We start from the raw sequence: 1352 nt of genomic DNA on the forward strand, positions 1-1352 counted from the left end.
CAACAACTCGTGCGTGAGCGCCTGCTTGGGTGGTGAGGCTATGCGACGACGGCCAGCCGGCGCTGGCGCTGATCCAACGACACGATGGTCAGCCCGCTGCCGACAACCAGCAGGATACCGCAGACCGCCAGCGTGTTGGGGAATTGCCCGAACACCAGCAGGCCTGAAATGACCGCCCAGACGGTGAAGCAATAGTAGAACGGTGCCACGGCGCTGGTCGGCCCGACGCGATAGGCCATGAAGATGAAGAAGTGGCCGAAGATCAGGAAAAATCCAGCGCCGGCCATCAGCAGCAGGTGATGCGTCCCGGGCACGACCCAGCGCTCGGAAACCAGATGCGCGGCACCGGCGCCGATCAGCACCACCACGACGGCGGAAATCGCCACGATCATGCCCGGCACTTCGGCCGCGACCCGTCTGCCGGCAAGGTCGCGCGCCGCCGCAAGCGCGGCGTTGCCGAGCGCCAGCAGCGCGTAGACCGAAATGCCTTGCATGGTCGGCTGCGCCACCATCAGCGCGCCGATGAAGCCAAGCCCGATCAGCGCCATGCGCTGGCCTCCGATCCGCTCGCCAAACAGGATCGAGGAGCCGACCAGCATCAAGAGCGGCGTGATCTGTCCGAGCGCGGTGGAATCCGCGATCTGCATGTTGGCGAGCGCCACGACATAGCAAAGGATCGCTGCCATCTCGAGCAGGTTCCTGTGCAGCACGCGCTTGTCGAAGATCAGCGGGATCTGCTTGCCGTAGCCCAGCGCGAACAACAGCGGGAAGCCCCAGAGTGCTGCCGCCACGCCGCGCAGAAACAGCACTTCATAGGGCGGCAAGCCCGCCGTCGCGAGCTTCATCATCGTGTCGTTGACGAGATACGACCCCGTCGAGACGATCATGAACAGCGGGCCGCGGATGGAGGCAGGGATGAAATGCATTCGGTCACAACATCAGACCCCGGTTACGACCGCAATGGGCCATGGCCTGGCCTTGAATCAGACAGGGCGGGCAAGCAAGGCCGCGCTATCGCGGCTTCGATGCATCGGTCTGTCACCCATTTCATTTCGTCTCCGGCCTTCCTATATCAGCGCCACATCCCCGCAATCGGATCGATGGTTCGGACTGAGTGACACGGCACCCAGCCAAAAGACGCTTGTGTTTTTTGGCCTTTGTCGCTAATCGCCCCGCATTCGACTGAACTGAAGGTCCAGGCCGTCCAAGGAAAGAGACTATGGCAAAAGGTAAATTCGAGCGTAACAAGCCTCACGTGAACATCGGCACGATTGGCCACGTCGACCATGGCAAGACGTCGCTGACGGCGGCGATCACCAAGTATTTTGGCGAATACAAGCGCTACGACCAGA

The 1352-nt window shown here is 62.0% G+C and carries 2 protein-coding genes; one reads left to right on the forward strand and one right to left on the reverse strand.

Annotated elements, in window-relative coordinates; translation table 11 throughout:
* Window positions 1-38: 38 nt before the first annotated feature.
* On the reverse strand, window positions 39-926 hold the full coding sequence (locus EN993_RS35810; RefSeq protein ID WP_127266242.1) for a DMT family transporter: 888 nt from the start codon (window positions 924-926) through the stop codon (window positions 39-41).
* A 293-nt stretch (window positions 927-1219) separates the two neighbouring features.
* Between EN993_RS35810 and EN993_RS35815 the strand changes: the two genes are divergently transcribed.
* The coding region (locus tag EN993_RS35815; protein ID WP_245261238.1) for a GTP-binding protein at window positions 1220-1352 on the forward strand (133 nt) is incomplete at its 3' end.

This window comes from Mesorhizobium sp. M7D.F.Ca.US.004.01.2.1 (assembly GCF_003997785.1).
Lineage (GTDB): Bacteria > Pseudomonadota > Alphaproteobacteria > Rhizobiales > Rhizobiaceae > Mesorhizobium > Mesorhizobium loti.